The 21,642-nt window shown below is 39.4% G+C and carries 37 protein-coding genes; 32 read left to right on the forward strand and 5 right to left on the reverse strand.

Annotated features, from left to right (window positions below; genetic code table 11):
• Positions 1-93: 93 nt before the first annotated feature.
• From Q0C76_RS07675 to Q0C76_RS07690, 4 genes are read left to right on the forward strand one after another with little or no spacing between them, the layout of a single operon-like run.
• Positions 94-1,305 carry a CCA tRNA nucleotidyltransferase gene (locus tag Q0C76_RS07675; RefSeq protein ID WP_295731622.1) on the forward strand — a complete coding sequence of 404 codons (1,212 nt, stop codon included), beginning with the start codon at positions 94-96 and terminating at the stop codon, positions 1,303-1,305.
• A gap of 5 nt (positions 1,306-1,310) precedes the next feature.
• Entirely contained in the window at positions 1,311-3,209 is a 1,899-nt protein-coding gene (locus Q0C76_RS07680; protein WP_295731624.1) for an ABC-F family ATP-binding cassette domain-containing protein, read from the forward strand.
• An 11-nt stretch (positions 3,210-3,220) separates the two neighbouring features.
• Positions 3,221-4,183, forward strand: a complete 963-nt coding sequence (locus Q0C76_RS07685) for a thymidylate synthase (RefSeq protein ID WP_295731626.1) — start codon at positions 3,221-3,223, stop codon at positions 4,181-4,183.
• Positions 4,184-4,194: 11 nt separating this feature from the next.
• Positions 4,195-4,719 carry a dihydrofolate reductase gene (locus Q0C76_RS07690; protein WP_295731628.1) on the forward strand — a complete coding sequence of 175 codons (525 nt, stop codon included), beginning with the start codon at positions 4,195-4,197 and terminating at the stop codon, positions 4,717-4,719.
• On the opposite strand, the gene Q0C76_RS07695 is transcribed toward Q0C76_RS07690, so the two are convergent.
• Positions 4,681-5,319, reverse strand: a complete 639-nt coding sequence (locus tag Q0C76_RS07695) for a hemolysin III family protein (RefSeq protein ID WP_295731630.1) — start codon at positions 5,317-5,319, stop codon at positions 4,681-4,683. The genes Q0C76_RS07690 and Q0C76_RS07695 overlap by 39 nt on opposite strands.
• A gap of 194 nt (positions 5,320-5,513) precedes the next feature.
• On the opposite strand from Q0C76_RS07695, the gene Q0C76_RS07700 reads away from it, so the two are divergent.
• From Q0C76_RS07700 to Q0C76_RS07730, 7 genes are all read left to right on the forward strand, one after another.
• Positions 5,514-6,356: a DegV family protein gene (locus Q0C76_RS07700; protein ID WP_295731631.1), complete on the forward strand. Its 843-nt coding sequence runs from the start codon at positions 5,514-5,516 to the stop codon at positions 6,354-6,356.
• A 131-nt stretch (positions 6,357-6,487) separates the two neighbouring features.
• The gene (locus tag Q0C76_RS07705) at positions 6,488-7,414 is read left to right on the forward strand and encodes an SGNH/GDSL hydrolase family protein (protein WP_295731633.1); all 927 of its coding nucleotides are present in this window, start codon (positions 6,488-6,490) and stop codon (positions 7,412-7,414) included.
• 11 nt (positions 7,415-7,425) lie between these two features.
• Positions 7,426-8,025, forward strand: coding sequence for a YpmS family protein (locus Q0C76_RS07710; protein ID WP_295731635.1), 600 nt, complete (start codon positions 7,426-7,428; stop codon positions 8,023-8,025).
• Positions 8,026-8,250 carry a YozE family protein gene (locus Q0C76_RS07715; RefSeq protein WP_295731636.1) on the forward strand — a complete coding sequence of 75 codons (225 nt, stop codon included), beginning with the start codon at positions 8,026-8,028 and terminating at the stop codon, positions 8,248-8,250.
• A 9-nt stretch (positions 8,251-8,259) separates the two neighbouring features.
• On the forward strand, positions 8,260-9,132 hold the full coding sequence (gene ylqF / locus Q0C76_RS07720) for a ribosome biogenesis GTPase YlqF (RefSeq protein WP_295731638.1): 873 nt from the start codon (positions 8,260-8,262) through the stop codon (positions 9,130-9,132).
• A complete protein-coding gene (locus Q0C76_RS07725; protein ID WP_295731640.1) occupies positions 9,125-9,895 on the forward strand; it encodes a ribonuclease HII in 771 nt (256 codons plus the stop codon). Before ylqF ends, Q0C76_RS07725 begins: the two co-directional genes overlap by 8 nt.
• A gap of 66 nt (positions 9,896-9,961) precedes the next feature.
• The gene (locus Q0C76_RS07730) at positions 9,962-10,624 is read left to right on the forward strand and encodes a DNA-processing protein DprA (protein WP_295731642.1); all 663 of its coding nucleotides are present in this window, start codon (positions 9,962-9,964) and stop codon (positions 10,622-10,624) included.
• Positions 10,625-10,687: 63 nt separating this feature from the next.
• On the opposite strand, the gene Q0C76_RS07735 is transcribed toward Q0C76_RS07730, so the two are convergent.
• The 4 genes from Q0C76_RS07735 to Q0C76_RS07750 form a co-directional block, all read right to left on the reverse strand.
• Positions 10,688-11,815: a site-specific integrase gene (locus tag Q0C76_RS07735; RefSeq protein WP_295731644.1), complete on the reverse strand. Its 1,128-nt coding sequence runs from the start codon at positions 11,813-11,815 to the stop codon at positions 10,688-10,690.
• 71 nt (positions 11,816-11,886) lie between these two features.
• Entirely contained in the window at positions 11,887-12,459 is a 573-nt protein-coding gene (locus tag Q0C76_RS07740; protein ID WP_295731646.1) for a hypothetical protein, read from the reverse strand.
• Positions 12,460-12,491: 32 nt separating this feature from the next.
• Positions 12,492-12,953 carry an ImmA/IrrE family metallo-endopeptidase gene (locus Q0C76_RS07745; RefSeq protein WP_295731647.1) on the reverse strand — a complete coding sequence of 154 codons (462 nt, stop codon included), beginning with the start codon at positions 12,951-12,953 and terminating at the stop codon, positions 12,492-12,494.
• Between the two features lie 13 nt (positions 12,954-12,966).
• The gene (locus tag Q0C76_RS07750; RefSeq protein WP_295731649.1) at positions 12,967-13,404 is read right to left on the reverse strand and encodes a helix-turn-helix domain-containing protein; all 438 of its coding nucleotides are present in this window, start codon (positions 13,402-13,404) and stop codon (positions 12,967-12,969) included.
• Between the two features lie 166 nt (positions 13,405-13,570).
• On the opposite strand from Q0C76_RS07750, the gene Q0C76_RS07755 reads away from it, so the two are divergent.
• The 21 genes from Q0C76_RS07755 to Q0C76_RS07855 all read left to right on the forward strand — a co-directional run bounded on the left by Q0C76_RS07755 (position 13,571) and on the right by Q0C76_RS07855 (position 21,506).
• Positions 13,571-13,798 (forward strand): helix-turn-helix transcriptional regulator, encoded by a 228-nt coding sequence (locus Q0C76_RS07755; protein ID WP_295731651.1) that lies wholly within the window; start codon positions 13,571-13,573, stop codon positions 13,796-13,798.
• Positions 13,799-13,831: 33 nt separating this feature from the next.
• The gene (locus Q0C76_RS07760) at positions 13,832-14,056 is read left to right on the forward strand and encodes a hypothetical protein (RefSeq protein WP_295731653.1); all 225 of its coding nucleotides are present in this window, start codon (positions 13,832-13,834) and stop codon (positions 14,054-14,056) included.
• A 62-nt stretch (positions 14,057-14,118) separates the two neighbouring features.
• Positions 14,119-14,478 carry a hypothetical protein gene (locus tag Q0C76_RS07765; RefSeq protein WP_295731655.1) on the forward strand — a complete coding sequence of 120 codons (360 nt, stop codon included), beginning with the start codon at positions 14,119-14,121 and terminating at the stop codon, positions 14,476-14,478.
• Positions 14,478-14,627, forward strand: a complete 150-nt coding sequence (locus Q0C76_RS07770; protein ID WP_295731657.1) for a hypothetical protein — start codon at positions 14,478-14,480, stop codon at positions 14,625-14,627. Before Q0C76_RS07765 ends, Q0C76_RS07770 begins: the two co-directional genes overlap by 1 nt.
• Positions 14,627-14,854, forward strand: coding sequence for a hypothetical protein (locus tag Q0C76_RS07775; protein WP_295731659.1), 228 nt, complete (start codon positions 14,627-14,629; stop codon positions 14,852-14,854). The genes Q0C76_RS07770 and Q0C76_RS07775 overlap by 1 nt, the downstream gene beginning before the upstream one ends.
• A 43-nt stretch (positions 14,855-14,897) precedes the next feature.
• Entirely contained in the window at positions 14,898-15,224 is a 327-nt protein-coding gene (locus tag Q0C76_RS07780; protein WP_295731661.1) for a hypothetical protein, read from the forward strand.
• Positions 15,217-15,531: a hypothetical protein gene (locus tag Q0C76_RS07785; protein ID WP_295731663.1), complete on the forward strand. Its 315-nt coding sequence runs from the start codon at positions 15,217-15,219 to the stop codon at positions 15,529-15,531. Before Q0C76_RS07780 ends, Q0C76_RS07785 begins: the two co-directional genes overlap by 8 nt.
• Positions 15,521-15,766: a hypothetical protein gene (locus tag Q0C76_RS07790; RefSeq protein ID WP_295731665.1), complete on the forward strand. Its 246-nt coding sequence runs from the start codon at positions 15,521-15,523 to the stop codon at positions 15,764-15,766. The genes Q0C76_RS07785 and Q0C76_RS07790 overlap by 11 nt, the downstream gene beginning before the upstream one ends.
• Positions 15,767-15,777: 11 nt before the next feature.
• A complete protein-coding gene (locus Q0C76_RS07795; RefSeq protein WP_295731667.1) occupies positions 15,778-16,275 on the forward strand; it encodes a host-nuclease inhibitor Gam family protein in 498 nt (165 codons plus the stop codon).
• Positions 16,276-16,286: 11 nt separating this feature from the next.
• Positions 16,287-17,096, forward strand: coding sequence for a DUF1071 domain-containing protein (locus Q0C76_RS07800; protein WP_295731669.1), 810 nt, complete (start codon positions 16,287-16,289; stop codon positions 17,094-17,096).
• Positions 17,096-17,779: a putative HNHc nuclease gene (locus tag Q0C76_RS07805; protein ID WP_295731671.1), complete on the forward strand. Its 684-nt coding sequence runs from the start codon at positions 17,096-17,098 to the stop codon at positions 17,777-17,779. Before Q0C76_RS07800 ends, Q0C76_RS07805 begins: the two co-directional genes overlap by 1 nt.
• Positions 17,772-18,254, forward strand: a complete 483-nt coding sequence (ssb, locus tag Q0C76_RS07810) for a single-stranded DNA-binding protein (protein WP_295731673.1) — start codon at positions 17,772-17,774, stop codon at positions 18,252-18,254. Before Q0C76_RS07805 ends, ssb begins: the two co-directional genes overlap by 8 nt.
• Positions 18,255-18,266: 12 nt before the next feature.
• Positions 18,267-19,109, forward strand: a complete 843-nt coding sequence (locus tag Q0C76_RS07815; RefSeq protein WP_295731675.1) for a DnaD domain protein — start codon at positions 18,267-18,269, stop codon at positions 19,107-19,109.
• Between the two features lie 6 nt (positions 19,110-19,115).
• Positions 19,116-19,418, forward strand: a complete 303-nt coding sequence (locus tag Q0C76_RS07820) for a hypothetical protein (RefSeq protein ID WP_295731677.1) — start codon at positions 19,116-19,118, stop codon at positions 19,416-19,418.
• A complete protein-coding gene (locus tag Q0C76_RS07825; RefSeq protein WP_295731679.1) occupies positions 19,415-19,708 on the forward strand; it encodes a hypothetical protein in 294 nt (97 codons plus the stop codon). The genes Q0C76_RS07820 and Q0C76_RS07825 overlap by 4 nt, the downstream gene beginning before the upstream one ends.
• A gap of 10 nt (positions 19,709-19,718) precedes the next feature.
• Positions 19,719-20,192, forward strand: a complete 474-nt coding sequence (locus Q0C76_RS07830) for a hypothetical protein (protein WP_295731681.1) — start codon at positions 19,719-19,721, stop codon at positions 20,190-20,192.
• Positions 20,182-20,346, forward strand: a complete 165-nt coding sequence (locus Q0C76_RS07835) for a hypothetical protein (protein ID WP_295731683.1) — start codon at positions 20,182-20,184, stop codon at positions 20,344-20,346. The genes Q0C76_RS07830 and Q0C76_RS07835 overlap by 11 nt, the downstream gene beginning before the upstream one ends.
• Positions 20,347-20,353: 7 nt before the next feature.
• A complete protein-coding gene (locus tag Q0C76_RS07840) occupies positions 20,354-20,563 on the forward strand; it encodes a hypothetical protein (protein WP_295731685.1) in 210 nt (69 codons plus the stop codon).
• A gap of 2 nt (positions 20,564-20,565) precedes the next feature.
• Positions 20,566-20,802: a hypothetical protein gene (locus Q0C76_RS07845; RefSeq protein ID WP_295731687.1), complete on the forward strand. Its 237-nt coding sequence runs from the start codon at positions 20,566-20,568 to the stop codon at positions 20,800-20,802.
• Complete coding sequence (locus Q0C76_RS07850) at positions 20,792-21,268, forward strand: hypothetical protein (RefSeq protein WP_295731689.1); 477 nt, start codon at positions 20,792-20,794, stop codon at positions 21,266-21,268. Before Q0C76_RS07845 ends, Q0C76_RS07850 begins: the two co-directional genes overlap by 11 nt.
• Positions 21,261-21,506 (forward strand): hypothetical protein, encoded by a 246-nt coding sequence (locus Q0C76_RS07855; protein ID WP_295731691.1) that lies wholly within the window; start codon positions 21,261-21,263, stop codon positions 21,504-21,506. Before Q0C76_RS07850 ends, Q0C76_RS07855 begins: the two co-directional genes overlap by 8 nt.
• Positions 21,507-21,642 lie beyond the last annotated feature (136 nt).

The following is a 21,642-nucleotide window of genomic DNA, read 5'->3' on the forward strand; positions in this document are numbered from 1 at the left end:
TAGGTTTTTTTGTAGGTCAGTTTATAAAAAGTAACCGATGTAAAGTAAAATTTGTTAAAATTAGTTCGTAATCCAAAAATGAAGAGTGATAAAATGCAAATTAAACAATTACCATCATTATTCGAACCAGCACGTCCAGTTTTACGTAAAATTGAGCAAGCAGGTTTTGAGGCCTACTTTGTTGGGGGAAGCGTCCGTGACACGATCTTGGGCGATGAAATTCATGATATTGATATTGCCACCTCTGCTTACCCTAGTGAAATTAAGGCCATTTTTAAAAGAACCGTCGACACCGGAATCCAACATGGTACGGTGATGATTCTTGACCATGGAACTGGCTATGAGACAACCACGTTTCGAACTGAGAGCGGTTATCAAGATTTTCGTCGGCCTGATCATGTCACCTTTGTCAGATCGTTAAAAGATGATTTAAAACGACGTGATTTTACCATTAATGCTTTAGCAATGAAGGAAGACGGCACCGTGATTGATCTTTTTGACGGAATCACGGATTTAAAAAGACATTTAATTCGCGCAGTAGGTAACCCTGAAGAAAGGTTCCATGAAGATGCATTGCGAATGATGCGGGCGGTTCGCTTTGCCGCTAAATTAAATTTTTCCATCGATTCGGCAACATTGCAAGGAATTCAAAATCATGGTGAACTATTGAAGAAGATTGCAATTGAACGGATTGAGGTTGAATTCACGAAGCTGCTGCTTGGATTAAATCCACAACGTGGCTTGGAATACTTTTTAACGACTAATTTATATCAATATTGTCCATTACTAAAGACACATTTTCAGGAGCTAAAAGATTTTAGTCAACATGATGATTGGTCGCTAATTACTAATGACTTTGCTGCTTGGTTAGGATTGCTATATGCTTTGCAGATTTTTAAACCATTAGCAATCAAAAAGTTTATGAAAGCTTGGAAGCTGTCTAATAGTTTAATTAGTGAAGTTCAGCGAGCCATGATGGTTCTTTTGGCAGTCCAAAACCAGCAAGTTAATTCAATGATATTGTTCAAAGCTGGGCAATCAGCAGTGACGGTGGCGAGTCAGATTGCTGATTTTAATCGACTGCCCCATCAAGATTTACAAAAAATGTATAAACAACTACCAATTAAGAAGCCTCACGAGTTAGCAATTGATGGTGATATGCTAATTCGTAATACAGATATTCAACCGGGACCGTTGCTTGGTAAAGTCATTCATCAATTATTAGTGTTAGTTGTACAAGGCGAGATTAATAATGATCCAAATCAACTACTTCAAGTAGCACAGGATTTATTGAAGAAAGGGTAAATGGAATGCAAACGTTACGCGCAGATAACTTAACGAGTACTTATGGTGAGAAGACATTATTTGATCAAATCTCACTAATGATCAACGAGGGTGATCGGATCGGTCTGATCGGCACGAACGGGAGCGGTAAAACTAGTCTATTAAATGTTATCGCTGGAGTGACGAGTGCTGATGCGGGTGAAATTACCAAACCAAACGATTATACAATTGGTTATTTACAGCAAAAACCAGCTTTAGATCCGAATAAAACGGTGATGGAGGCCATTTTTGCCGGAAACCAACGGATTTTTAGTACGATTCGTCAATATGAAGAAGCCCTTGATCGTTATAGTCAGCATCCTGATAATCCTCAAGCAATTGATCATTTCACCAAGATGCAGGGCAAGATGGATCAAGAGGATCTTTGGGAAGCAGAAAGTCAAGTTAAGACGATTTTGACCCAATTAAAACTGACTGATCTACATCAGCCAATTAAGCAATTATCTGGTGGCCAGCAAAAGAGGGTTGGTTTAGCGCAAATTTTAATTCAACATCCAGATCTTTTAATGCTAGATGAACCAACGAACCAGCTTGATATCCCTTCAATTGTCTGGCTTCAAGATTTTTTGGCAAGTTACAAGGGGGCGGTCTTAGTCGTCACCCATGATCGGTATTTTCTTGATCAGGTAACTAATCATATTTGGGAATTATCGTTTGGTAAGTTGTATCATTACGATGGTAATTATAAAGCTTTTGTTCAGCAAAAGGCGGAACGGGTTGAATTGGCCGCAGAAAGCGAAAGAAAACGGCAATCTTTGTATAAAAAAGAACTAGCTTGGATGCGTCATGGTGCTAAAGCAAGGAGCACGAAGCAAAAGGGCCGGATTAATCGTTTTAATCAGTTGAAGGCCTCTATTGGTAATCTGCAGGAGGATCAAGATGTGCAGATTAGTCTTGGTTCACAACGGTTAGGTAAGGACGTGATCAAAATAGATCATGCCAACCTTAAATTCGATCATCATCAAATCCTAAAGGACTTTAACTGGTTAGTTCAACCTGACGCACGGATCGGTATTTCTGGAGCGAATGGAGCTGGAAAATCGACATTATTAAATGTTATTGCTGGCCAACAACAATTGGATAGTGGTGTGATTAACATTGGAGAAACGGTTAAACTTGGCTACTATACACAGCAAACAGAACCAATTAATGAAGACCAACGGGTAATTAACTATCTTTCGGAAGTTGCTGATTCTGTCAAAAATGCTGCTGGTGAACGGATTAGCGTAACAAATTTGTTGGAAGAATTCCTGTTTCCACGGTTTATGCATGGAACACTAATTCGTAAATTATCTGGTGGTGAACAGCGTCGACTTTATCTATTAAAAATCTTGATGCAACAGCCGAATGTTTTGCTTCTGGATGAACCTACTAACGACCTTGATATTTCTACTTTAACAGTTTTGGAAAATTATCTGGATGATTTTGCGGGAACTGTAATTACTGTATCACATGATCGTTACTTCTTGGATCGAGTAGCAGACCAGCTATTGATCTTTAAAGGAGATGGTGTCATCGACAGATATACGGGTCGCTTTACTGATTATTTAGCAAAACAGACAGCTTCACTACATAAAGCAACATCGAAAAAGTCACCTACGAAACAGACCAATCATTCGGAACCAGCTAGTCAACAATCAAAGAAGAAAACAAAACTAACTTATGCCGAAAAATTAGAATGGGATCGGATTGATGATGACTTGGATAAGCTCGATCATCAACAACAAATGATTGAAAATGAAATGAATGAGAGTGGTGATAACTATGAAAAATTAGCGAAATTACAAAAACAATTGAATGATATTCAAAAACAGATTGATGATAAAACTGCACGTTGGGAATACCTAAGCAACTACGTAGAATAAGGGGTAATAACATGGTAATTAATGAAAACGAACAACAATACCTCGATTTAGCACGCTATGTGTTAGAGAACGGCCATTTGAAAGGCGATCGAACGGGGACAGGCACTCATTCCATTTTTGGGTATCAAATGCGCTTTAACTTGCAAAAGGGTTTTCCAATTTTAACGACGAAAAAAGTCGCATTTGGGTTAATTAAAAGTGAATTACTATGGTTTTTACGTGGTGATACTAATATTCGTTTTTTATTACAGCACCATAATCATATTTGGGATGAATGGGCTTTTAAAAAGTGGGTTACTAGTGATGAATATCGCGGCCCCGATATGACCGATTTTGGTCATCGGTGGTTATCAGATCCCACTTTTAAAGAACAATACTTGGCAGAGAAAAAAGCGTTTTGCCAGCAGATATTAAATAATGACAAGTTTGCTAAGAAGTATGGCGATTTAGGGCTAGTTTACGGTAGTCAGTGGCGAAAGTGGCGAACATCTCGTGGCGATACGATCGATCAAATTCAAAATGTCATTAATGAAATTAAACGGAATCCGAACTCACGTCGTTTAATTGTTTCTGCATGGAAACCAGAAGATGTCCCATCAATGGCATTGCCACCATGTCACACGATGTTTCAGTTTTATGTTAATGATGGTAAATTAAGCTGTCAGTTATACCAACGATCAGCCGATATTTTTCTCGGGGTACCGTTTAACATCGCCAGTTACGCATTACTGACTCACCTGATCGCACGAGAATGTGATCTTGAGGTTGGCTCCTTTGTACATACTTTAGGAGATGCACATATTTATAACAACCATATTGAACAAGTTAAAGAACAACTAATGCGTCAGGTACACCCGGCACCGAAATTAGTTTTGTCAAACGGGACGAAGAAACTTGATCAATATACAGTGGATGACATTCAACTACAAGATTATGAGCATGAGCCGGCAATTAAAGCCCCAGTGGCAGTTTAGTGAGGTTAAAGATGAAAATATCATTTGTTTGGGCAGAAGACGAAGCCGGATGGATTGGTAAAAACGGGCAATTGCCATGGCATTTACCAGAAGATTTACGACATTTTAAAGCTGTCACCGCTCATCATCCAATCATTATGGGAGCCAAGACATTTGCGTCAATTGGGCAACCACTACCACATCGTGATAACATTGTGGTTTCGCATCATTCGATTGATGATCAGCGCGTGATTACTGTAGCTTCGATTAATGAGTTAATGGTATTGATTGAGCAGCAATATGCAAATGAAGATGAGGTTTGCATTATTGGTGGTGCTGGTCTATTTGCACAAACAATCAACTGTGTCAGTGTGTTGCACCGAACGATTGTAGTTGGTGATCATCATGGCGATGTCAGGATGATTCCAATTAATTACCAGCAGTGGCATTTAAACAAAAAAACGACAGTCCGGAATTCAAAGACTGCCGCAATCAGTTGTTATTTTGAAGAGTGGCGATTAGACGAAAAAGAGGACCGCAAAATAGATAAATGCTGAACCAGCTAAGACAAAGAAATGCCAAACTAAATGTGCCGTCTTGCGGGGGAAACTGTAAATAATGGCCCCGATAGTGTAGGTAAGTCCCCCGGCTAGCAATAACGAAAAACCGATTGTATCTAAGTGGTGCCAAAGTGGCCAGAATGCAACAATGCACAGCCATCCCATAATCACATAGATTAAAGTAGACCAATTGCTTTTGTGCTTTAGCCAAATACTTTTGTAAATGATTCCTAAAATCGCCATTCCCCATTCCACACCAAATAATGTCCAGCCTAACCATCCACGAATGGCGACCAAACAAAATGGAGTGTAGCTGGCGGCGATGAGTACATAAATAAAGCAGTGGTCAAGACGCTGAAACACAACTTTGGCTCGTGTATAAATTAAACTGTGAAAAAGAGTGGAGCTTAAATAAAAGAAAACCATTACACTACCTAGAATAGTGAATGTAACAATTCTAGTTGCACCACCCCGATGCACTGCCATGATGATCAGGAAAACCAGTCCTGCAATCGAGAGTAAGGTCCCGATTCCATGCGAAATGGCATTCATAATTTCGATTGGTAGGTCAGTGTATACACGTTGTTCCTTGTTCATTAAATTTGACTCCCTTTTATTCATAAGGCAAATATGCAATGTTATGTATCTTTTGGTATACTATTTAAGTGCGTAGGAGATGAATTCGAGACCAGAAGAACTTGAATCAAACACTAAATAGTATTAGTATGACAACATCTAGTTTTAATAACTAGATTCATTATAGCAAATTATTTAGAAAGTGTGGCAAAACCATGTCAAAAATCAAAATTGTTTGTGATTCTTCAGCGGGGCTAACTGAAGACGAAATAAAAAAGTATGACATTACAATCATTCCATTAACGGTGATGATTGATGGAACCGTTTATACTGAGGGTGAAACAATCACCAATGACCAATTCCCTGAAATGATGAAAAACGCGCAGAGCTTGCCAAAAACGTCACAGCCACCGATCGGTAAATTTGTTGAAGCATTTGATCAGTTGGGTTCTGATGGGAGTAAGGTTCTTTGTGTTTGTATGATGGAATCAATTAGTGGTACTGTGCACGCAGCAGAACAGGCAGCTAATATGACGAAAACACCGGTAACGGTGGTGGATTGTCATACTACTGACCGTTGTATGGCTTTTCAAATTATCGAGGCTGCTAAAGTCATTGAGCATGGTGGTGATATTGATATGGCTGTTGCCAAAATGCGCGATGTTTTTGCCAAGTCTAAGTTATTCTTAGCAATTGACAAACTCGATAATTTAGTCGCCGGTGGACGAGTCAATCGCTTTTCAGGGACACTTTCTAAACTATTAAACATTAAAGTGATGTTGGAAATTAAAGATGGAGAAATCACGATTGATAGTAAGGGACGTGGCACCAAGTATTTGCATAAAACTTGGGAACGAATCATCCAGCAGATGATTGATGGACCTAAAGTGAAAGCAATTGGTATTTCTGATGTTCAAGCAACTAAAGAAGTTGACTGGTTGCTAAAACGTTTGAAAGAACATTTTCCAGATATTCGGATTGTTGTACGGGAAACGGTGCCGATTATTGCAACGCATACTGGCTTAGGTGCTAACAGTTTGCACTATTACACAGAATAAGTTGAATTAGGCAGGTTCGTGGCAACCATGGAATAATGAGGCCTGAAGCTCGGTAAAACCGGACTCTAGGCCTCTCTTTGTACGCTAATAGTTTAATGATTAGGCAATTGGTGAAGATGGAGGAGAATGATTTGACAAAGCGAAGTCGACGAAACGTCATTTTAGGATTGGTGATTATTTGTTTGGTATTGTGCGGTTGGCTGAGCTGGCAGTACTTTCATCAGCAAAATACCACGAAAACAAGTTCATCCCCGACTCGGGTGGTAAAAAAAACTGTCCACTTGGTAGCAATTGGCGATTCTCTAACGTATGGTCAAGGTGATGAAAAAAAACAGGGTGGTTACGTTGGCATTATCAAACCGCGTTTGCAAAGAAAATTTCATAATCAGATAACAACGGTTAATTATGGAGTGAGTGGTGATCGGTCGGATCAAATTCTCGGCCGAATTAACCACCAACCAGCAATTCAGCAAAACTTAAAAAAAGCGGATGTCATTGTAATGACAGTTGGTGGTAATGATTTAATGCAGTCATTACAAAAAGATTTAACCATTAATTCTACGCAATCACTAAAGAAAAATCTTAATCAGGCTGGTGAGACTTATCAGCGGAAACTTCAACGTCTTTTTCGGGTAATTCGGCAACAGAATCATACTGCCCCCATTTTTGTGATGAGTATCTATAACCCGGTCTATACATACTTTCCACAGGCAGACAATATTAATAATGCTATTACCAAGTGGAATTATTTAACTAAAGATATTTTGAGTGGATATGAACCGGCATATTTTGTTGATATTAATCATTTAATGTCGTATGGTCAGTACAAAACTAAGCAACAGCGTCAGTATTTAGTAAAGTCCTCTCAACAGGCAAATAGTGGTCAGGTATCACAAAAACAGTTGTTAACGATCATGAACGAACGTAACAAAAATTTAAATCAGTATATTTCAACTGACGATAATTTTCATCCGAATCACCTGGGGTATCGACAGATGACCGAACAATTATTTAAAGTAATGGTTCAACACGACAGTTTTGAATATAAAAAACGATAGGAGAGACTTGCATGAAACATATGAAAACACATAATTACTGGAAATGGGCTTTCTGGGGATTGATCATATTATTAATTGGTACTGGATGTTTAATCTATAATCGAATCACGGCACCAGTAGAGACACCAACGGAAGCCAGTGTACCGGCTAAAACAGCTAATTCATTTGAAGTTACATTAAATCGCAAGCAAGTGAACGCCCTCTCCAGTAATTATCTTGACCGCCTTTTAAAGGGGAATAACATTAAATATCGTTTTATTGTTGGAACTCAGTATGCCACGATCGTGGGAACATCTAAATTTTTTGGTGCTAAAGTTCAGTTTGCGATTAACTTTATTCCAGAACGAAAATCAAATGGAAATATTTTGCTTCGTGCCAAAGGGCTATCAGTTGGTCGTTTAAATTTACCAATTAAGTACGTAATGGGATATATTAAAAAGCAATATAAGCTGCCAAATTGGGTTTACGTTAATCAGCAAAAACAAACGATTTTGTTAGATCTCAATAAATATAGTCAACAACACGCGCTTCATTATTCAGCCGAACAAATTGATGTTAAAAACGGACAATTCCGCTTCTTGATTTCTATTCCAAAGAATGGAGGGTTCTAAATGTATCGGACTAGTTTTTACCATTACTTAATGACGTTACGGCAACCGAACTCGCCAACGGCGGTTGAACAGTTTGCTAACAATGCCTTCTTAGATTCAACTTTTCCCAAGCAATCTCAAAATTTTGATGAAATCTCACAATATTTAGAAGAAAATGCCAATTACTTGCCATCCATGACGATTTTTGATGATGCATGGCAACTATATTTAAATAAAATGGAATAGGAGAAAATTATGGCAACAATTCAATGGTTTCCTGGTCATATGGCCAAAGCGCTTCGTCAAATTCGTGAACAAATGTCGCTGGTTGATATTGTATTTGAGTTGGTTGATGGGCGAATTCCGTATTCAAGCCAAAATCCAGAGGTGAGTCGTGCGGCTGGTACTAAACCTCGCTTACTGATTTTGACCAAAACTGATTTAGCTGATCCTCAGGTGACTAAGGAATGGTTACATTTCTTTGCTGCACATGAACAACCAGCGTTAGCATTAGATTCACGAGGAAAAAATGTGGCCAGGATCGTTACGCAAAAAGCACAAGCAATCTTGAAGGATCAGCTAGCAGCCGAACAAACAAAAGGGATGAAAAAGCGAGCGATTCGTGCAATGTGTGTTGGGGTCCCAAACGTTGGCAAGTCAACCTTATTAAATCACTTAGTGAAGAAAAATGTGGCAGCCACTGGTAATCGTCCCGGGGTTACTACAGGGCAGCAATGGCTTCGCTTGTCTACTGATTTAGAGTTGCTGGATACTCCCGGTGTATTATGGCCGAAGTTTGCCACTGAACGACAAGGAACTTTGCTAGCACTAACCGGCGCCATTAAAGATAGTCTTTTTCCAAAGGACGATGTGGCTCTATTTGCTCTTCGCTATCTTCGTCAACATCGTTTAGTTGAACTGCAAAAGCGTTATCGCTTATCAGATACAGAAGTGGCTGAGTCTGTCAGCGATCCAGACCTTTTATTACTGATTACTGAAAAGATGGGCTTTCGTGATGATTATGATCGCGCAAGTGAACGTTTAATTTTTGAATTACGCAAGGGAAAATTTGGTGCGATTTCTCTAGAAACTCCAGCTGAGATCGGAGCGGAACAAACCAATGACTAATAAGATAAGTGTGGCAGATATCAAAGACCAATTAAAGTCAGTCACTAGCTTAACTGATCCTTTAGTCCAAAGATTGCAGAGCGATTCGCGTAAGGGAGTTCAGACCGCATTGCATCAACTGGAACGACGACTCGATAAACGAGCAGCAGCTATGCAAGCATTTGAACAACGTTTTAAATATGAGCGAGCGCTCTGGAATGCAGGCAATCGCTATGTTGCTGGGATGGATGAGGTTGGTCGTGGACCGTTAGCAGGACCGGTAGTTACTTGTGCAGTGATCTTAAATCCGGACTTTGACTTGATTGAAGTTACTGATTCCAAGATGCTTTCGCGTAAAGAACGCGAACGACTTTATTTGCGGATTGTAGATGAAGCAGTGGAGATTAGTATTGCGGTGAATTCATCATCAGTAATTGACCGGTTAAATATTTATCGTGCTACTCAAGAAGCGATGAAACGATCAGTGAATGAACTACACCATCAACCAGATCACCTAATTGTTGATGCGGTTCCACTGGATTTGCCAATACCACAAACTACTCTAATTAAGGGCGACCAGAAAAGCATCAGTGTTGCAGCGGCCAGTATTGTTGCTAAAGAATATCGTGATCACTTAATGGCCGATTATGCACGGTTATATCCAGGTTACGATTTTGAACATAACATGGGTTACGGAACAAAACAACATCTAATCGGGCTTCAAAAGTATGGCGCAACCCCCATCCATCGGAAAACGTTTGCGCCAGTTTCCAATTTTTTGTAAAAATTAAATGAAAAAAATGCAAATATAGCTCCTTTCCGTTTTTAAATAATGGAAGGAGTTTTTTACATGCAACCAAAAGAATTTTTGATTAAGTTAAATGTTTGTCAAGGCCTCGGCATCATTTCAAAGTATCGATTGTGGAAGATTGCAGCGGAACGTTATGAGTTTGATGATATGGCTACTCTAACATCAATTGCCGAAATTAAGGATCACGTTCGCCAGCGTTTTTTAAGTTATTGGTCGTCGGCAGAAACAGAAATTGCTTATCAACGAAATCGCCAAATGCCGGTCATTACAATTGTTGATTCAGCCTATCCAGAACTATTGAAAAGAATTTACTGCCCACCATTGGTGCTTTATTTTATGGGTAATCAGCAGCTGCTCCAAACGACGTGTTTAGCAGTCGTCGGGGCTCGTCAAATGACGAATTATGCAAAAGAGAGTCTTCAACAATTATTACCACCGGTAATTCAACATCGGGTGACAATTGTTAGTGGTTTAGCACGGGGTGTAGATGGTTCAAGCCATGCTCTGACCATTCGTTACGGGGGACAAACCATTGCGGTAGTAGGTAATGGCTTAAATCGTGTCTATCCGCCCGAACATGACCATCTTCAACGACTGATTAAACGTCACGGACTTTTAATATCTGAATATCCGTTGGATACACCCTCTTTGCCGCATCACTTTGTCGAGCAAAGTAGTATAAAAAGCCTATCAATACTGTAAAATCAGTAATGATAGGCTTTTTAGTTTTATTTATTTTCTTTAAAGGGGAACAAAAGGGGAAAACTACATTTGATTAATCAAATTATCGTACTTTGCCTTAGCTTTTTTAGTAACGTGCATATAAACTTGTTCGGTAATTTTTGAGTCGCTGTGACCAACTCTGTTTTGAATAATATATAACGGTACTCCGAGTTCGGCAAGTTTAGAAACGTGAGTGTGTCGCATGGTATGTGATGATAAAGTTTTGTTGATGTGTAATTTCTTTTTAGCATGAGCTAGTAAGTGATTGATGTTTTCAAGCATGATCAGGTTAGTTTTATACTGAAAAAGGAAGTCATTTTTATGTTTATTGCGAGCAAACTCTTTATAAATTTCAACTGCTCGTTGTGGTAGAAAAATGGTTCGGCGACCTGAATCGGTCTTAGTTAATGGGCTTTTGTAATGATCCGCAACTCGCAATCCGTGGTAAACCATGGTACCAACCACGTCAGCATAGTATTTTCCGTTCTCTTCATGAATGTTTTTAATCTGCATGGTTGCCGCTTCACCAAACCGCATACCCGTTAATGATTGCCATTCAAGCAAAGATTTATAAGTATGATTGTGAGCGTCAACGTATTTTAAAACGGCTTGTAATTCGTCATCTTCCAAAAATTTGGCTTCAATGCTTGATTGATTACGCTTTTTAGGCCAATTAATCGGCAAGTTGGCACTGGGGAGGGAAGATATATAATCATGCTGATAAGCATATTTCAGAATGTGATTAACTTTTGACTTTAATTGAGAAACAAATTCCTTGTCATAGTTTTCTTTGTACATCATATCTTCATACAAGTTAATTAAATACTTGGGCGTGATTTTATTAACTAGTAGATCGAATCTCATTCGCTGTTTAATTTGTTTCTTATACGTTTTCCATGAGTAGAAGGTGCTAGAGAGGACTTGCTTTTTATAGACTGGTTCCCATTCTTTAATAACCTGACCCAGCGTAACGCCTTGCTTAATGTTGCCGTCCTGAATACTTCGTAGTTTTTGAGTGATTTTCTGTTCAAGCATAATTTGGGCTTGTCGTTTGGTTGCGTTCGTTTTCTTAGGTAGAGTAACTGAGACCTTATTGTATTTACCAGTTAAAGGGTTTTTGTACTGTTCACGAAATTTATACTTACCGTCTGGCAAATCTTCAATCCACATTGTGACACCTTCTTTCAAACGAATGTTCTATTAGACATATTTTTAAACCGGTCGAAATCGACCGGTTTAAATTATTCAGTAACATCTTGAATTGTTTCGATTAAAGTCTCCCCATCTGGACCAGCATTTTTACCCTGAGTATCAGGGCTTGATTTTGCCCCACCATTCGCATCATCTTTTGCGAAGTATGGTTCAAAGTAACAAGCAGTAGTGCCAGCATCTAAACTGCCAAGACGTGAAGACTGCACAGCATGGGCATAATTACTGGAAATCTTTTCTGCGTTAAAAGCAACTATAAAGTTTGCCTCATTACTGCTGCCTTGGTAGAAGGCAATCCCATTCCGGCGAAAGTTTTGAGGTGTTTCATCCATGATAGTTTGAATGCTTTTCGCAAACTTAACACGTTGAGCGAGTGAGGCCACTTTTGGTTTCTTTTTTAGGACGTATACCGTATAGTTATTATCCTCGGTATGTGTAACTTTTTTAACAGGCATACTTTTCCCAGCAGTAGTTGAATTAATATATTTAGTCAAAGTGTTTGGATCGTTTGATTGTTCTACGTCGCTTTTTAGATCAGCTGACACACTAACACTGATAAATAAAGAGCTTAGTATAATACTCAACAATAATAATAATTTTCTCATTAGTGATACCCTCCCTTAGCTTTTAACGTCGATCACGCTTGGACGTAAAATTTAATCAAATTTCTCCAATCAACGTACCTCTCTGCCCAAATGGGTATCCCACAGGCTTGGAGTAGTTGACTTTTAGTTCTGTAGTCGTGAGGGTTAATACCATCGAGCATTAAGTCGACCATAAACTCATTGGCCTCTGCTTCGTTGCCCATAGTAGAAAAACGTAAATTATTTCTATTGAGACACTCGGTATTTCCAACATGTCGGCAGAAATGATGACCCAATTCATGACCACAGGAATAAGTGTTTTCAAACTCGCTATTTCGTGTTGAGAGCACGATAGCGGGTATTCTTTTTATTACAGTGTGATAAGCCATGATTTGCTTTCCCAGATCGTCATAGTACACAGGAATATGCTTGGCTTCACAAATCTTGATTGGATTACGAGTACCAGTAGTGTACACGATCTCATGAGCTTTGTGTTTTATGCGTTCCCTAAGCATAAAAATCACCTCGCTAATCCTTATCTTTCCGATATTTCTTTGGAGTAAACTTCTGTTTTGCAATCAGCTTGGATTGACGAATGACGTTTTCCAGTGAAGCCCGCAGAAGTTCAGCATCTTCTTCGTCGATTTCTTCACCACCATTCTTCATATAAGAGAGGGTGGAATCGTTACTCAATCCCTCAGTCATATTGGTAAGGATTTTCTGGACATCCCGTTCATCCTTCCGAGTAAACTGCGGAGTATCGGTACGTCCGAGAAGATAATCAGCAGAAACATTGAAGATTTTGGATAATTTTCTAAGTTCATCGGACGATACTTTTCTTGTCCCATTTTCGATTTTACTCATTGTTGATTTGTCAAAACCCATTTTCTTAGCCAATTCAACTTGATTCATATTGGCTTTTTCGCGGAGGTCAACAATCCTAATAGCTAAATTATTCTGTTCCAATTAATACACCACACAATCGGTTTCTTTTAATACAACATTATTATAGTGTGGTTTCTAAAAAAGATACAATTAGTTTCTAAAAAAGATACAAAAACTATTGACGTTTCTAAAATATAAACTATAATGATAAATGTAAGTTGAGATTATCGAAACAGGAGGTGAAGAGATGGCGTACATGATTAACTTGCAGTTGATTAAGGACAAGCGTGAGAAGTATCATTACACAACGCAGGAGATGGCTGAATTCCTCGGCTTAAAGACAAGGGCCGACTATTGGAAGCGTGAGAATGGTGATACACGATTTAAGTCCGTTGAGTTACCTATTCTTGCTAAGAAGCTCCATACGCCGATGAGCCTTTTTTTTAGTCAAAAAGTTGACAAAATCGAAACCTGATAGTTAGGAGGGCAAAAATAAGGTGGTGATCAAATGAAACTACTAGACGCATTAAAAAAGACAAGTGGCAATAAAGCCGCTTGTCGTGAAACATGGAATATTAAACAGCCTATCATTAAACCAATATTCTTAGATACTACTAGCAGACTAATTACAGGGAAAATATTAACCGACAGAAATATTAAATACGGTGCCGACGATATGGAAGCTAATGACTGGAAGATTGTTGATGTTCCTCAATCTGTTTTAAAAATTTAAGTTCTTCATCAGTTACACCAGTCTCGAAGTAATCAAAGTATATCAAATAAGGTGGTGATCAAATGAAACCAGTCTACTGTTTCACACCAGAAGAACTGGAAGAGCATGATAACAAGATTGCTGAAAACACAGCAAATCGAGCGTTAGAAATGTTTTGGCAGAAAATACAGGAAAGGCAAGCGCCCGAATGGGTGTCGATTAAGTGGATTGTTGAAAATCACTACTGCGGTATCAATACCAAGTCAACATATCAGCGGTGGCGTAAGGCTATTTTGAACGATCCCAATGTTCCGTATAACTCAATCATTCGTAAAGTTCCGGGGGAACAACCAGAAATTAATCGTAAGCGATTTAAAACATGGATTGAGAAATACAAGGACATCAAAACCAAGGATATTAGACAACGAATGGGGGTGATTTGATGACGCTAAGGAACGTAATTCTAGGACTAATGTTTGTAGCTTTGATTGCCGTTGCCTTAGGTGGCTTCACGCTAGTAATGAAGTTGGCAGTCGGTACAGCAACCGTAGTTGTGTTGATCCTATGGATTATTGAGGAATGGAGGTGTTAATGATGAGAGTTATTAAAGCGATGATTTATGTTGCTACATCAAGCATTGCGACAATTGCCTACCGTGAAGGTAATATGTCGCTAATGAGTGCAATGTTTCTAATTGGAGATGTGTTCTTTGGCTACGATATGGCGATGTATTTCACTGACAATAAATATCCAATCATTCGTCACATTGTCGATGAATTATTTGCTGACGGTACAAAAAAAGGGACTAGCCGCCACTAGTTCCTGAATCACAAATCTAAATTGATTACGAGGTAATTATAACATGGATATTGATAAAACGAATTTACAAATTGCTAAAGCGTTAAATGTTAATGAGAAGCCTAAAGCTGTTTTTGCTTCTGTTTCTACTGATGGAATGGGTGGGCCGACATTAATTTCTGGATCACCAAAAGTCATTATGGCGATGATATCGGCAGCAATTGTTGACGATGAAGATTTAGCAAAAATGTTTCTATGGATCAAAGAAAACGTTACACACGTAATTGAACAAAAATACGACATCAAAGCGCCAAGTGCTGACACGTATGACAAACTCAACCAATTAGGCGATGCTCTTAAAGATTTATTAGGAGGGGCTAACAATGACTGATCTTTATTGTGCATGTTGTGGGCAGTCGATAGGCCTTGACCGAGAAAGCGGCGATGATCGTTATTGGTACGCACCCAAAGAGCCAAAAGAAATTTTTTGTACGAAAGCCGATGCGGCTTACTGGTATGGATTTAAAGACGTGGAACAAGGCGCTAAAGCCTTAAATCTAAAATTCGCTTATGCGAGTGATGTTTACCAAGACCAGTTAGACGAAGAAGAGCATGAACGTTATGTAGCTGATCGAAACCATGACTGCTATGTAGATAGTCATTATTTAGACGCAAGGGGTGTTTACGTTGGCGATTAAATTCAAATGCTACGTTTGCCAAAAGGAAAAGACGGTAACTGATTGGCACCAGTTTTTTCAATTTGACGGACACAAGTTTTGTTCTAAAGCGTGTGCTGATAAGTACCAGCGAGCTAAGACTAAGCGTGATATTGAATACTACAAGGGCAGTATGGATCAAGCCGGAAAGTTCAACCATGCCGTCTTACATCAGCAAAAAATCCGCAAGTTTGCAATTGATGATTTACCTTTCTAGGAGGAATGACAATGACTGAAGAAACTAAACAAGAAGAAAAACAACGCTGGACCATTGAAAATGACGACGCCTTGAAGTGGGCACTGGACAAAATCCGTTCACTCGAACTTTATCAACAAGCTAATACGAAACATGCAGAAGAAGTCCAAAAGCGGACTGATAAGGCGAATGAAGCATTGCAAAAGGATATTGATAACTTTACCCAACTTGTTAATGAATACACTCAACCGAAATTTGATGCTGACCATGAATACAGATTTGAATCAACGTCAGGAAACGTCACATTTGACAAGCAACGTGACAAGTGGAATTACAACACGGCCATATTATTAAAACAGCTTGACGGCACTAAATGGGTCAAAGTTAAGAAAACCCGTTCAATCGACAAAACAGGGATTAAGAATAACTTCAAAGTGCAAGATGGTAAAGTGTTCAATCCCGAAACGGGCGAAGTGCTCAAAGGAATTAACGTTATCAAGGGAACTAAACAAATGAAAATCAAGTTTTAGGAGGTGGCAGCATGACCGAAAAAATCGACGTGTTCAAAACACTATCAAGCGTTGATGTATCTAACCACATTGATGTAATCAGAATGAAAAAAGGACCAGCCTTGAAATACGTGTCCTGGTCTTGGGCGTGGAGCATGATTAAAAGTCAATATCCTGATACGCCAACGCCAAAGTTCACTAAGTATCCTGAAATGATCATGACAACCAAGCAGGAAGCCTGCCAAACAAAATACGGTAACAAGGAATATACCCGTTATCGAACTGTTGTCGTGAAGCATGAATTAACGGGGCGTGAAGTTCCGTACCTGAATACGCCAACCGGTACGATGGTGGAATGTACGATCACGATTGCTGATCATGACTACACTGAATCTCTGTACGTGATGGATAACGCTAATAACGCCGTAATTAATCCAACCATGCAGCAGATCAACAAGACGCAAAAGCGTTGCATGGTCAAATGCTTAGCGATGGCAGGATTAGGGCTTAATTTATACGCCGGCGAAGATTTACCAATGGGCGATATTAATTCCAATGATCAGCAACAAGCTGAAAAGAAGGCAGCTAATAATAAACAACAAGTTGAATTGGAGAAAGCTAAGAAGCAATACCGTGGCTTAATTACTAAAGCAAGTAATGTGTTAGGTATTTCACCACAAGATGTGGAGAATACGGCTAAAGAAACAGCTAAAGAAGGGCTTAAAAATAAGAGTTTAACAAAAATTCAGAAATGGAAAGAAATGAACAAGCTAGTCGAAGGAATGATTAACTCAACTCTAAATGGTGGAGATCAACAAGATATGTTTGAAGAGGCTAACTAGTGTTTGGAACGTTACGGAAAATCCAAGGTAAGGACGTTACCGTCAGCCTAGACGATGATTTCAATAGCTACAAGGCAGTTAAGTTCAGCGACGGGAAACCATTACAAGTTGAATTAAAACTCAATGACGGACGCCACATTACGCCTGACCAACGTAAAAAAATCTTTGCCCTGATCAATGACTTTTGCGATTACACGGGCGATGTTCCTAAGGACGCCGAAGAGTACTTCAAAGCTCGAACCCAAATGAGTTTTGGAATTGAATATTTCCACTTGTCCGACTGTTCAATGACGACAGCTAATCAAATGATTCTAACCATTCTTGATTTTCTGTTTGAGGAAAATATTCCGTTCAAACTCAAAACATGGGAATCTATACCGAATGAGTTTCCTAAGCAAGTTCTAGCAATGAAAACTCGTTCGTGTGTTCTTGATGGCAAGCCGAATGCTGATTTAGCCCACTATCGGGCTGTTGGTATGGGACGCAATCGACATGAGATTGACGAACGCAAGATGTACTTCATGAGTTTGTGTCGAGAGCACCATACCGAGCAACACAAGATCGGAATTAACTCATTCGTTAAGAAATACCACATTAAGCCCGTTAAATTATCAGACGAAGACCTACTAAGATTTCACATTCTAACTAAGAAAAGACTAAAGGAGTTGCAAGACAATGATTAATCGAGTGGTGTTAACCGGGCGTCTAACTGATGATCCAGAGCTACGTTATACCAGTCAAGGAACCGCAGTTGTAGCTTTCCGCTTAGCTGTTAATCGGCAGTTTCGCAATCAAGACGGCAGTCGTGATGCTGACTTTATTAACTGCGTTGTCTGGCGGAAATCAGCCGAGAACTTCGCCAATTTCACGCACAAAGGCTCACTAGTTGGTATTGATGGGCGACTATCAACCCGTAATTACGAAAATAAGCAAGGACAGAAAGTTTATGTAACCGAAGTTACTGTTGAGAATTTTGCTTTACTGGAACCAAAGAACGGCAATCAAAGCAATTACAACAATCAGCAGAATAACTACAACAACGGTGCTAATCAATCTGCATTCAATCAGCAAGGCGAAAATGTCGATTTAAGCACGCTGCCGTTCAATAACGATAAACTTAACGGGAGTGCACCAGAAATTGATGACGTGCCATTTTAGGAGGACTAAAGCATGGGTAAAAGAACCATTACTAATGACAATCGTTCATTCAACGGTGTTTGGATACCTAAAAAATATTGGCTAGATGAAAATTTAACACCGATGGAGCTTTTATTTATGGCAGAAATTGAAAGCCTTGACGGTGAAAACGGATGTTATGCAAGTAATAATCATTTCGCCCAATTCTTTGGTATTTCAGCTAGTCGTGTATCACAAGTTATTAATGGCCTAAAAGAAAAAGGGTACCTAACGATTGCCTACAATAAACAGGGAAAACAGGTACTTAATAGAATAATTAGGGTAGTTAATAAATTAAGTGAGGGTAGTAAGAATACTAAAACCCCTATTAAGAATATTAAAGGGGGGTATTTAGAAAATGCTAAAGGGAGTAATACACCTAGAGTAATACAAGAGAGTAATACAAGAGAGAGTAGTAGTGCGCCCACACGAAACGATGCGTTTCGATTAGCCCAAGAATTGCAAATAAACGTTCAGAGTGCTACTCACAGTTCGATTTTCATTAATTACATTAGCCGTTTAGGAGCTGATTTTGTTTGTTATGCGCTTAATCAAGCAAGTAAGGCTGATCGTCCTAGCTGGAATTACCTAATTGCCATTCTTAACAGGCTAGAAAGAGATGGAATCAAGACCGTTCAACAAGCCGAAGAGCAGGACGCTAAACGCCGTCAGCAGAATCAACAGCGCTATAGGCGCAAAAAACAAGGCACCATCAAAGAACCGCTTCCAGATTGGTTTAAAAAGCAATACATGCAAGATAAAGGCCAACCCAAAGAAGGCCAGCCGGCACCCTTGACTGACGGGACAATACCGCCTGAACCCAACGTTTGGAGATGATGAAACATGAAAAACACACTAACCGCAATGAATAAAGTCACTAAGCAATACTTTCAAAATCTGACAGCAGAACAGCTAACAGCGATCATTGCCGGGCGAATTAACTTTATGCAAATGCGCCGAAAAACCCTGATGGCAAAACACGGCCGGTATCGTTTTAAAAACGTTAATTCGCCGGTGTTTGATAATCAACTGGAATGGCTGCAAGCTGAACCGGTAACCGTGGAAAAGGCCGTTTGGGTATGGAACGCCTGTGCTGATTATCTTGATTACTGCAACAAGCTAAAGAAAGCGGGGCAGGTAGCATGAAATACAGCATGTTCAAAGTCAAAGTCGAGAACTTAGGCGATATATACAGCGTTAGTTTTCGTGACTACGCCGTGCAGATCTACTGCAAAGGCGAATGGGTGGCAACCGTAATTTATGATCATCGCTTAGCATATAACTTTCAGCAAGCATGGGAAGGCTACTGGGGCAGTGATGAATTACGGTGTCAATGTATCGAACTGGTGCACAAGCTAGCTGAAACGAAACCGTCTAATCGGGGCAGGGTACCAGCAGACGTGAATACGGAATACCAAGGCTTAGTGCTTTGCTAACGGAGGACTTATGGAAATTCAAATTAAAGAAAACGGCTTAACTTTGAAATTAACTGCTAATGGTCAACAGACTATTGATTTGCGAATGATTAAGCAGGCCTATGCGTTGGTAACAGGCAAGATAGACGATGATACAGAGCCGGAACGTTTACCGATTGTTGATGATCTTAAACCGTCAGCAAACTATAAACATGATGAACAAGCTAGCAAGCCCGCATATCACGAACCAGTTAAAACAGCGTTAGCTTGTCCATATTGTGGTCTAACTAAGACGATTAAAGTACCGTTTGGCTATCGGTTTGTTAATTGCCCTCAATGCAGGGAACGAGTTTTCTTACAGCCGGCTTCGGATGATTTTGGTGTTCCAGATGAACATGGAATTTATTACAAAGCAGAAGAAATTTATCAAGATCGTGAACAGCAGATTGCCGACGATGAATTATTACAAGCGATGAAAATGAGGAAGAAAAATAATGACGATTGAAGAAGCACAACAACGAATGAATAGTGATCAGCCGGTTAAGTATCGTGACCATCTTTACATGGTGCTGGGAATTAACAAACTGAACAACATGGTCACGATTGCGCAAGGTGCGATTGGAAAAGATGTGAAAGCGAGTGAATTAAGTGGAGATTGAGGTTCAAATGAAAATAACCCCACGACTGGTAAAAACTTTCCATTCAGCGTGGTTTAAATACGCTCGCCCAAGTGGCATTAAGCGAACCCGCAAACGTCAAATTCACAAAGCCAAGTTAATGGATCACGGCAGTTATGAGTTTTCACAGTATTGGCGGAAGTCGTATGGAAAGTTTAGACGGAACGCAACCATATACAGCAAGAAAGCAGGTAAATAAACATGGATAAGGATATTAAATCAATTGGGTATGGAGTAAAGGTCGGCAGAAATTATGTTGGCAGTGAGGACGTTAGACAAACATTTTTCAGCTATGTTAGATCTGGAATTCATCTAGCGAAGAATAACGTAAAACTGTTTGATGATTTTGATGAAGCCAAAGCTACTGCTGATGATGCCAACGGCAAGGTCGTAGAACTCTACGCACGGGAAGTTGAGGATAGCGAAGATGAAGATTGATGAATTTATCGAACAAGTAAACCAGAATGACCGCATGTATGCAGAAAAAGTTGATGGAGTAGTTGCCATCTATGATGATAGCGAACACGAGGTGCTCGATATTCGTTTCGATGCAACGAATTTGTTAGATATTAACTACTTTATAAATAATTTCGGTTCCTGTTTTGGGAAACCAAGTCGTGAGTATTTGTCAGCACTAATTGAAGAATTCCTGCATACACCAATTAAGGAACGTTTTCATGAAAAGAAATATGTATTGTCAGCAATGCGTTATGTAGAAGGACCAATTGCTATTAAACAATATGTTACCGGCTATCAACCTAGTGGTGATTATGTAACCTTTGACTTTGGGAGTAAAGAAAATGCTAGAGAATATACGGGCGATGATTTGCATATCATGTCGCAATGGTTCCCGAAGGAAGCCGTTGATGCCATGAAAGAACCAGTGGAGGATGACAATGAATAAATTGGAAAACTCTTATTATTTAGTCAGAGGACATCTTGGTGAAGATTATTTTGAAAAGGTAACTGATGATCCTAATCAAGTAGATTCTATTCAAGAGACCTGCAATCAGTGTGGGGATAATGATTGTATTGAAGGTGATTTCAGCACCTATGAAGAGGGACTGAAGTTGATTAAAGCCCAGGGCTACAATCCAGAATATCGAGAAACTATGGAAAGAAGATTATATCGTTTGGAGTGATAATTATGAAACTAACTAAAGAACAACAAGATTGTCCATATTGCCACGAACCTTATAAAGAAACGTTGACGGCAAATGATGTACCTGTTTCTGTTGAGTGTAATGACGATGGAACAGTTGAGTCTTATTTGATAAT

It is taken from the genome of uncultured Limosilactobacillus sp., assembly GCF_934202705.1.
Lineage (GTDB): Bacteria > Bacillota > Bacilli > Lactobacillales > Lactobacillaceae > Limosilactobacillus.

Excerpts from the sequence above, each read along its gene's own strand:
- Q0C76_RS07835 (WP_295731683.1), top strand. The coding sequence starts at position 20,182 with ATGACGATTGAAGAAGCACAACAACGAATGAATAGTGATCAGCCGGTT.
- Q0C76_RS07715 (WP_295731636.1), top strand. The coding sequence starts at position 8,026 with ATGTATCGGACTAGTTTTTACCATTACTTAATGACGTTACGGCAACCG.
- Q0C76_RS07830 (WP_295731681.1), top strand. The coding sequence starts at position 19,719 with ATGGAAATTCAAATTAAAGAAAACGGCTTAACTTTGAAATTAACTGCT.
- Q0C76_RS07710 (WP_295731635.1), top strand. The coding sequence starts at position 7,426 with ATGAAACATATGAAAACACATAATTACTGGAAATGGGCTTTCTGGGGA.
- Q0C76_RS07735 (WP_295731644.1), bottom strand. The coding sequence starts at position 11,815 with ATGTGGATTGAAGATTTGCCAGACGGTAAGTATAAATTTCGTGAACAG.
- Q0C76_RS07775 (WP_295731659.1), top strand. The coding sequence starts at position 14,627 with ATGATGAGAGTTATTAAAGCGATGATTTATGTTGCTACATCAAGCATT.
- Q0C76_RS07730 (WP_295731642.1), top strand. The coding sequence starts at position 9,962 with ATGCAACCAAAAGAATTTTTGATTAAGTTAAATGTTTGTCAAGGCCTC.
- Q0C76_RS07845 (WP_295731687.1), top strand. The coding sequence starts at position 20,566 with ATGGATAAGGATATTAAATCAATTGGGTATGGAGTAAAGGTCGGCAGA.
- Q0C76_RS07725 (WP_295731640.1), top strand. The coding sequence starts at position 9,125 with ATGACTAATAAGATAAGTGTGGCAGATATCAAAGACCAATTAAAGTCA.
- Q0C76_RS07800 (WP_295731669.1), top strand. The coding sequence starts at position 16,287 with ATGACCGAAAAAATCGACGTGTTCAAAACACTATCAAGCGTTGATGTA.
- ylqF (WP_295731638.1), top strand. The coding sequence starts at position 8,260 with ATGGCAACAATTCAATGGTTTCCTGGTCATATGGCCAAAGCGCTTCGT.
- Q0C76_RS07820 (WP_295731677.1), top strand. The coding sequence starts at position 19,116 with ATGAAAAACACACTAACCGCAATGAATAAAGTCACTAAGCAATACTTT.
- Q0C76_RS07695 (WP_295731630.1), bottom strand. The coding sequence starts at position 5,319 with ATGAACAAGGAACAACGTGTATACACTGACCTACCAATCGAAATTATG.
- Q0C76_RS07765 (WP_295731655.1), top strand. The coding sequence starts at position 14,119 with ATGAAACCAGTCTACTGTTTCACACCAGAAGAACTGGAAGAGCATGAT.
- Q0C76_RS07675 (WP_295731622.1), top strand. The coding sequence starts at position 94 with ATGCAAATTAAACAATTACCATCATTATTCGAACCAGCACGTCCAGTT.
- Q0C76_RS07850 (WP_295731689.1), top strand. The coding sequence starts at position 20,792 with ATGAAGATTGATGAATTTATCGAACAAGTAAACCAGAATGACCGCATG.
- Q0C76_RS07690 (WP_295731628.1), top strand. The coding sequence starts at position 4,195 with ATGAAAATATCATTTGTTTGGGCAGAAGACGAAGCCGGATGGATTGGT.
- Q0C76_RS07780 (WP_295731661.1), top strand. The coding sequence starts at position 14,898 with ATGGATATTGATAAAACGAATTTACAAATTGCTAAAGCGTTAAATGTT.
- Q0C76_RS07760 (WP_295731653.1), top strand. The coding sequence starts at position 13,832 with ATGAAACTACTAGACGCATTAAAAAAGACAAGTGGCAATAAAGCCGCT.
- Q0C76_RS07700 (WP_295731631.1), top strand. The coding sequence starts at position 5,514 with ATGTCAAAAATCAAAATTGTTTGTGATTCTTCAGCGGGGCTAACTGAA.
- Q0C76_RS07770 (WP_295731657.1), top strand. The coding sequence starts at position 14,478 with ATGACGCTAAGGAACGTAATTCTAGGACTAATGTTTGTAGCTTTGATT.
- Q0C76_RS07795 (WP_295731667.1), top strand. The coding sequence starts at position 15,778 with ATGACTGAAGAAACTAAACAAGAAGAAAAACAACGCTGGACCATTGAA.
- Q0C76_RS07855 (WP_295731691.1), top strand. The coding sequence starts at position 21,261 with ATGAATAAATTGGAAAACTCTTATTATTTAGTCAGAGGACATCTTGGT.
- Q0C76_RS07745 (WP_295731647.1), bottom strand. The coding sequence starts at position 12,953 with ATGCTTAGGGAACGCATAAAACACAAAGCTCATGAGATCGTGTACACT.
- Q0C76_RS07740 (WP_295731646.1), bottom strand. The coding sequence starts at position 12,459 with ATGAGAAAATTATTATTATTGTTGAGTATTATACTAAGCTCTTTATTT.
- Q0C76_RS07755 (WP_295731651.1), top strand. The coding sequence starts at position 13,571 with ATGGCGTACATGATTAACTTGCAGTTGATTAAGGACAAGCGTGAGAAG.
- Q0C76_RS07840 (WP_295731685.1), top strand. The coding sequence starts at position 20,354 with ATGAAAATAACCCCACGACTGGTAAAAACTTTCCATTCAGCGTGGTTT.
- Q0C76_RS07680 (WP_295731624.1), top strand. The coding sequence starts at position 1,311 with ATGCAAACGTTACGCGCAGATAACTTAACGAGTACTTATGGTGAGAAG.
- Q0C76_RS07825 (WP_295731679.1), top strand. The coding sequence starts at position 19,415 with ATGAAATACAGCATGTTCAAAGTCAAAGTCGAGAACTTAGGCGATATA.
- Q0C76_RS07685 (WP_295731626.1), top strand. The coding sequence starts at position 3,221 with ATGGTAATTAATGAAAACGAACAACAATACCTCGATTTAGCACGCTAT.
- Q0C76_RS07785 (WP_295731663.1), top strand. The coding sequence starts at position 15,217 with ATGACTGATCTTTATTGTGCATGTTGTGGGCAGTCGATAGGCCTTGAC.
- ssb (WP_295731673.1), top strand. The coding sequence starts at position 17,772 with ATGATTAATCGAGTGGTGTTAACCGGGCGTCTAACTGATGATCCAGAG.
- Q0C76_RS07815 (WP_295731675.1), top strand. The coding sequence starts at position 18,267 with ATGGGTAAAAGAACCATTACTAATGACAATCGTTCATTCAACGGTGTT.